We start from the raw sequence: 7,093 nt of genomic DNA on the forward strand, positions 1-7,093 counted from the left end.
CAGCGGGAATGACTCGGCGGCCCTGTTCAGCTTGCTGCTCCGGTCAGCCTGTAGCGCCCGCGCAGGCGGGGGTGCCCCAGACTTCCTGCCAGGGCGGAGACCGCGGCGTTGCACAGTCCGATCCAGGTGCAGCACATGCGAGCGCAGTCGACTGCGAAGCGTGTGTAGACCATCTCGCCACCGCTCAGCGCGAAACAGCAGGTCACAGTCCGCGTCGTATTGTGATTCTCGGTGGACTGAACTCGTGATTCTCAGGTGCATACATCAGCAGTTCTCATACTGTGTCTGAAGCAAACCCGTGACATCCCTACAACTAGCGGGCCATGGACATCTCTCAGCTGACATCTAAATGAGAATCGCGTGCGGCTCGGACGTGAGAGTCAGCAGCTCGCCACATGGCTGACCACCCAGTGCGCCCAGTACGACACCCTCCAGCCCGACCAGCAGGACCTCCTCGCCCACATCGGGCTGACCGCGGACCGGGCCCGCGGCGCCGCCGCACGGCCCGCCGAGCGCGAGGCCGACGTTGCTGTCGGCCTCGGCTACGCGCGCTCCTACCACTCCACACACGGCACCCTCGCCGCCGCGATCAGCACCGTCCACGACGGGTTCGAACTGGGGCGGTGGCTGCGCCGGCAACGCCAGCACGCCCGAACCGACGCCGACAGGGGCGCGCCTCAGTCTGCTGCGGCGAAGGCGCTGACCGCCGTGGATCCGTGGTGGTGCCCGCCCTGGAGCCTGGCGTGGCAGCGCGCCTGGCAGCACATCCACGACCAGATCAACGCCGGCCATCACCTCGACGCCGACCACCACTTCCGCAGCTTCGCCCCCGCCCAGCGCACCTGGCTACGCGCACAACGCAACCACTACGACGACCTCCACCCCGACCAACAGCGCCTCCTCGCCGACATCGGCCTCACCAGCGAAACCGCCCGCACCCAGCCCCTCAACCCCTACGCCGAAACCGCGCTCGCGCACGCCCGCGCCTACGCCGCCGCCCACCACACCCTGGCCGTGGCCTACTCCACCGTTCACGACGGCTTCCCGCTGGGGCGCTGGCTGAATGACCAACGCCAACAAGTCCGACGCGACACCACCTCAAACGCCCGCCACCAGGCCCTCACCACGATCGACCCGTGGTGGAACCCACCCTGGGACCTGGCCTGGCAACGCGCCTACACCCGCGCCCGCACCACGCAAAGCCGCCCCACCGGCTTGCCGGCTGACGTAAGAAGCTGGATCAGAGCACAACACGCCGCCTGGACACATCTACGCCCCCAACAGCAACAACTCCTGACCGACCTGGACATCACCCCCGCCAGCCGCCGCCGGACCAGCCGCGTCTACCCCACAAGCCCCGGACTCGCCCACGCACGCACCTACGCCGCCCTCCACGGCCACCTCTCCCCCAGCGCCGACACCCACCACGACGACTTCCCCCTCGGCCGCTGGCTCGTGCAAAAATCGCCGCGCCGCCCGACAAGGACGCCTCTCCCCCACCACCACCCACGCACTCGACACCCTCGACCCCTGGTGGAACCCACCCTGGCCCCACATCTGGCAACGCACCTACCACCAAGCCCGCGAGCAGCACGACGCCGGCCAGGACCACTCCCCCGCCATCCAGCGATGGGCCGAGACACAAAGCACCCGCTGGAACATCCTCCGCACCACCCAGCAACACCTCCTCACCACCATCGGCATCCACCCCAGCACCTGCCCGCCTCGACCAATGTGCAGCGAGGCAGCAACGCGGTCAGGCACGCTATGCCGATGAGCGACGCGCGCTTCTTCAACGACGAACCGTTCCTCGACGCCGAGGGGTCCGACCTGCTGGGGCGTGAACAGTACGCGCGGCACGCGGTGGAGTTGCTGGGGCGCGTCCGGGCCCAGACCGAAACAGGCGTCTTGGCTTTTATCGGCCCCTGGGGTTCCGGAAAATCGACGGTCCTGGGCAAGGTGATACGTCTCCTGCAGCGCCAGGACGACCGCGAGGACTGGCTGATCGCGGAGCTCAACCCATGGCTGTACTCCGATCTGGAATCGCTGACCGCGGCGCTGTTCAGCGAGATCCGTGCCGCCCTGCCCAAGGAAGAGCGCTGGTCGGAAGTCCGCCAGAGGATCGGTGGCTTCGGGCAAGCCATCAGCCCCCTGGGCAAGCTCACCGCGCTGGCCGGCCTAGACTCGGAGGGTCTGATCCAGGCGTTCAGCGACCGCATCATCGGCGACACCAGCGCCTCGGCCGCCAAACGCAAGGCCGAAGACGCCTTGCGGCAGGCGGGGCAGCCCGTCCTGGTCGTCATGGACGACCTGGACCGCCTCACTCCCGACGAGCTGCTCCTTGTCTTCAAGCTGGTGCGCCTGGTGGGCCATCTGCCGAACGTCTACTACCTGATCAGCTTCGACGAGCAGACGCTGCTGGACGTCCTGCAACGCAGCGACCTCGTAGGAAACAGCGAAGGCAGGGCCCGCGAGTTCCTGGAAAAGATCATCCAGGTACGGCTCGACCTTCCCGCGTTCCGCGAACGCGACGCGGCCGCCATGAGCATCCGCGCCCTGAACGCCCTGCTGGACTCCCACAGCCTGTCCATGACGCCAAGCGAGGAACGACGCTTCTCCGAGGCCTACTTCCGGCACCTGCAGGACAGGCTGCAGACACCACGGGCCGTCAAACGCTACTTCGGGCAGGCCGACGCCACTCTCAGCTCCCTCGCCGGAAACGTGGACCTGGTCGACTTCCTCATCGTCACCTTCCTGCGCACCAACGAGCCCGGCGTCTACCGACTCCTGGGACGGCACCGCGCCGAGCTGACCGGCACCAGCATCGACCCAGCACAGCGATACAGCACACAGCAGCCCGGCGAACGAGCCGACCGTTGGCGGAACCGGCTGGGCGAAGCCGGCGTGGCCGAAGAGCACATCAAAGGCGTGCTCAACCTGCTGGCCCTGCTGTTCCCAACAGTCCAGAAAGAACTCGGCAACGGAAGCGACACGAAAGCCGCTGCCCAGCGCCGCGGGATCGGCAGCGCCGACTACTTCGACCGGTACATGGTCTTCGGCGTCCCCGATGACGACCTTCCCGAAGCCGCCTTCGACCAGGCCCTGGCCCAGCTGACCGCCGACGCCCCTGGAGAGGAAGCAGCCGAACTGCTGCTCCGCCTCCGTGACGACACCCACCGCATCACGCGTCGAATCGAGCAGCGCCGCAGCACCGGCGCTTCGGTCCCAGCCGCCGCACTACTGAAGGCCATGGCAGACAGCTACGGGCAGCTGACCGCCGAACCGGAAATGATGGGCCTGGTCAACAGCGGCATGAGCCTGCAGTTCCTCGCCCGGGACCTCCTCACCGACCTCCCCCCAGAACAAAGGGCCCCGGTACTGGCCGCCATGGCCGCCACCCCCGACGGAGCAGTACTGGCCACCCGGACCCTGCACCGCGTCACCAACCCGGACAACAACGACTCCGAGCAGGTGCAGACCGCCGAAGACTGGTCTCTTCAGGCCCGCGACGCCGTAACCGCGCAGATCGCCCAGCATCTCGTGCCCACCACGGGCAGACCTGCTGAGGAACTCACCGAGTCCGACACCGACCTGATCTGGATGTGGCGCCACACCCACCCCGACAGCCTGCGCCCCTGGCTACGCCAACGCCTCGACGACGGATGGGAATCCCTCCCCCTCCTGGGTAAACTCCTCCACCCCACGTCACGCCCGCACCGCCTGATCGACGAGAGTGTCCTGGCCGGCCTCGACGCGATGTTCGGGCTCGACGACCTCTACACACGCCTGGACCCCCTCCTCCAGAGCGAGACCAGCAACAACTCCGCCGACGAACACCACGGCAACATCCTGCAAGCGCTCCGCGAGCACCGACCCGCCACCGGCCAGACTGCACCCCCAGACTCCGGCACCACGCCATGACCCCGCGCCCGAAGAACACCTCGCCCACGTTTCAAGTAGCGACCCAATCCATCTGCATACCACCCAGACGAACTGCACAACCCCAGGCCAGGAACCTGCAAGACCCCACCACGCCACGCACAGCAGCACCATCAGCATTAAAAACGACCCACTACAACTGAGAAACCCCAGCTCAGAACACGCACACTGCGCACAAAAAACGACCCACGACAATGGCGGGCCGGCGGACCAGGAGGACGACGAGGACGACATCGACCCGGGGCGGATGGCCCGGGGCAAGCCGGTGGCGTTCAAGGACGGGGTGCCGGTGTACGACAGCGGCCGGGCGCCGGCCTTTCTGCGGACGAAAGCCCAACTGGCCGGGGCGCGGCGCAAGCCCGCCGTGGGGCAACGGCCGGTCGCGCATATCTACCCCCGCTGGTATCGGGACCGGGTCGCGCTGTGGGACCCGGAACAGGCGGCGAAGATGCGGCCGCTGACGGCCCTGCAGCGCCGCCAGATGCAGGAGCGCCGTACCTGCACCGGCTGCGGCGAGATGTTCCCCGTTCCGGTGTGGGGGATGTGCGGCGTGTGCCAGGACCGGGAAGCCCGGCGCCGGGCCGATCTACGCCGCCGGACGTGCCAGGACTGCGGCACCGTCTTCTGCACCCCGACGCCGGCCAGGAGCTACGGCGACGGGATGTGCCTGGCATGCGACGAACGCCTCGAGCGAGGACGGCGGGTGGCACGGTCGCTGATGGAACGCTCCTGCCGGCGGTGCCTGGTTCAGTTGTACCCGCTCACCGCGTGGGCGGCGATGAGCGAGCGCGAGCAGGCCATGGCCGACTGGCACTGCGCTCGGTGCGAACGCGAGATCGAGCAGGAGCGCGTCCAGGCGCAGCGTCGGGCGGACCGGGCTCGGTGGAACGACCTCGGACCGGCCATCGCATGGGCACAGAAGATCCTCGCAAACCGGACGGCTACGCGATCCTGGACACCGAGACGACAGGCCTGACCGCGACGTCGCGGATTATTGGTAGCTACGGCTAACACAACTTGAGGAGTTGCTGGCGCTCGCTTCAGCCAGTCTCTCGACCTCAGTTGCGGATGATCTTGTCGAGGAACAGGAATGCACCAGCGAAGGCCGCTCCGCCTGCAATGACTGCCGCGGCTAGCGAGCGGGCGTCAGCGACGGTGAGCGCCCCGACTCCTACTCCAATCAGCAAGCTGACTACGAAGATCACCGCGAATCGAAGGTCGACCATCGATCTGCCCCACCCTAGTCGTCACGCATCACGGGCACGAGAAGCCCGTCGGCTAACTCTAACGCTACATAGGGGGGGGCTTGGTAGAGTTAGGTCATGAGTAGTCGACTGCGTAGGACTCCGGCGATGCTTGCCATCCTGGATGGCTTGCTGCATCTCGACCTCCCATATGGCCTCGAATTGGTCCAAGCCACTGGTCTCGCCAGCGGCACGGTCTATCCGATCTTGGCTCGATTGGAGACTGAGGGCCTGGTGTCCAGTCGCTGGGAATCGGAAGTGCCGATGGATCGCCCCAGGCGTCGCTTCTATGAGGTCACACCCGACGGACTCCTCTTCGCGCGTTCCGCCCTTTCCGGGGGGCGCCCAGTTGCACGTAAGCCCGATATAGCGCCTGGCGTGCTTGGACCTCCGCAGCCAAGTGCAGAGCCTGGGCGGTGAATGGTCAGTGATCGTAATATTTCACTTGCGCCCGGTGGGGTTCTTTGATGGCTGATATGCCTGCGCGAATTGCACTGTTTGCGGCGGGCCGCCTCCGTGAAGACTTCCTTGTGGAGCGTTACTCGGAGGAGTGGGCGGCCGACTTTGAATGCATTGAGGGTGCATTTCAGCGCTGGAAGTATGCGCTAAGCCTCTTGCGCTCGATGAACTCACTGAAGCGTGCACACACTCCGAGCTATGGCGATGCCAGCGAAGGATTGCCGATTCCATATAGCCACGTCAATAGCAAGGGGATCCGATACTATCTCTGGTCAATGAAAGTGACTCTACGGGGCAGGAAAGAGCAAACGATCTATTATTTCGCCAAGGCTCCTTCTGGCAATAAGGGGACCCCTTCTCGGCTGCCGGACGATCGAGTAGTTAAGGAGAATCCGCGAAATGGATTCCTGACAATATCAAAGAAAAAGGATTGACCGTTAGCTTCTCATTCCTGGATTATTGGTAACTACAGCTGGCAGAACCTGCGGAATGAGGGTGGCTGGCCTGAACGTCCTCAGATGCCTTCGTCCACTGGCGGTTCGCTGTCGATGTGGTCGTCAGGGCCGGCCTCCAAGAAGATGCCGTGGGCGACGCCCACGTGCGAGAGAAGCTTCGTTCCCACATCGAGGTCGCACGCTGCGCAGTGAAACCTATGGGGGTGAAGGAAGACCTCCTCCTGTGAGATGGTGACGCCGCCGTCCTCGTAGAGGTGGACGGTGTCCACTTCGCCAGCCACCCACCCCTGAGAACCGCAGGCCGGGCACTCCATCGGGGTTTCCCGGCTCATGGTGACCAGCGGTTTACTGGTGATCGCGGCCAGAACCACGTCGCGCTCTTTGCGTGACATGTGCCCGAAGCGCTGTTCGAACAATGAACGTGCCTTGATCAGGAGAGCTTCCGCCGCGACGCGTTCCCGTCGGACCTGTTCATCGACCAGCTTGTCGTGCAGGAGCAGGTAAGGGCCCCAGTAGCTGTTCGGATCAACTTTCAGTTCTTCGAGAACTGGGTCAACCAAGCGCAGACAGACCGTGAACACTGCTTCGGCTTGCGTCGAGTCGTGTATCGCGCTGTGGGCAACTCCGTTGCGAGCGTCCGCGAGGGGTTCGAGATCCACTCTGCTGATCGGGATCTTCTTGGGTAGGAGTTTGTCCACCCGCAGGTAGGCGTCGACAAGGCCGATGGTCTTGACCTTGGTCAATGGGCCTGCATGGGAGCCCAGGCCTGTGGCATGGAGCAACGAATCGAAGTGCTTGCCGTCGACGATCAGAGCTGGATGCATCCCTGCGAGGTATGCCTTGAGTAGGTGCTCCGTAGCGACTCCAGCGTGGTGGACGGCGAAGTCGTAACTCTCGGGGCTGTCGGCGTACGAGCTGAAGTGCAGAGCCGCGTACAGATGAATGTGCAGAGCTGTTAGGGCCTGTCCCCGGCACGGGGCCGGAGAAGCTGCGAAC

Annotated in this window: 6 protein-coding genes; 4 read left to right on the plus strand and 2 right to left on the minus strand. The window is 65.2% G+C overall.

Translation table 11 applies throughout. The features are described from left to right. Window positions 1–360: 360 nt before the first annotated feature. Window positions 361–3,921: a P-loop NTPase fold protein gene (locus ACFW01_RS12535; RefSeq protein WP_384503383.1), complete on the plus strand. Its 3,561-nt coding sequence runs from the start codon at window positions 361–363 to the stop codon at window positions 3,919–3,921. Window positions 3,922–4,228: 307 nt separating this feature from the next. Continuing rightward, window positions 4,229–4,915 carry a hypothetical protein gene (locus ACFW01_RS12540; protein ID WP_384503385.1) on the plus strand — a complete coding sequence of 229 codons (687 nt, stop codon included), beginning with the start codon at window positions 4,229–4,231 and terminating at the stop codon, window positions 4,913–4,915. 82 nt (window positions 4,916–4,997) lie between these two features. Here the strand turns inward: ACFW01_RS12540 and ACFW01_RS12545 are convergent, their stop codons facing one another. Further along, window positions 4,998–5,165, minus strand: a complete 168-nt coding sequence (locus ACFW01_RS12545) for a hypothetical protein (protein ID WP_234961771.1) — start codon at window positions 5,163–5,165, stop codon at window positions 4,998–5,000. Window positions 5,166–5,291: 126 nt separating this feature from the next. Between ACFW01_RS12545 and ACFW01_RS12550 the strand changes: the two genes are divergently transcribed. Together ACFW01_RS12550 and ACFW01_RS12555 are read left to right on the plus strand one after the other, a co-directional pair. Further along, window positions 5,292–5,603, plus strand: coding sequence for a helix-turn-helix transcriptional regulator (locus tag ACFW01_RS12550; protein ID WP_234961770.1), 312 nt, complete (start codon window positions 5,292–5,294; stop codon window positions 5,601–5,603). Between the two features lie 47 nt (window positions 5,604–5,650). Next, window positions 5,651–6,076 carry a hypothetical protein gene (locus ACFW01_RS12555; RefSeq protein ID WP_234961769.1) on the plus strand — a complete coding sequence of 142 codons (426 nt, stop codon included), beginning with the start codon at window positions 5,651–5,653 and terminating at the stop codon, window positions 6,074–6,076. Window positions 6,077–6,156: 80 nt separating this feature from the next. Here the strand turns inward: ACFW01_RS12555 and ACFW01_RS12560 are convergent, their stop codons facing one another. Further along, window positions 6,157–7,047, minus strand: a complete 891-nt coding sequence (locus tag ACFW01_RS12560) for a hypothetical protein (RefSeq protein ID WP_384503393.1) — start codon at window positions 7,045–7,047, stop codon at window positions 6,157–6,159. Window positions 7,048–7,093 lie beyond the last annotated feature (46 nt).

This window comes from Streptomyces sp. NPDC058985, from assembly GCF_042740985.1.
GTDB lineage: Bacteria > Actinomycetota > Actinomycetes > Streptomycetales > Streptomycetaceae > Streptomyces.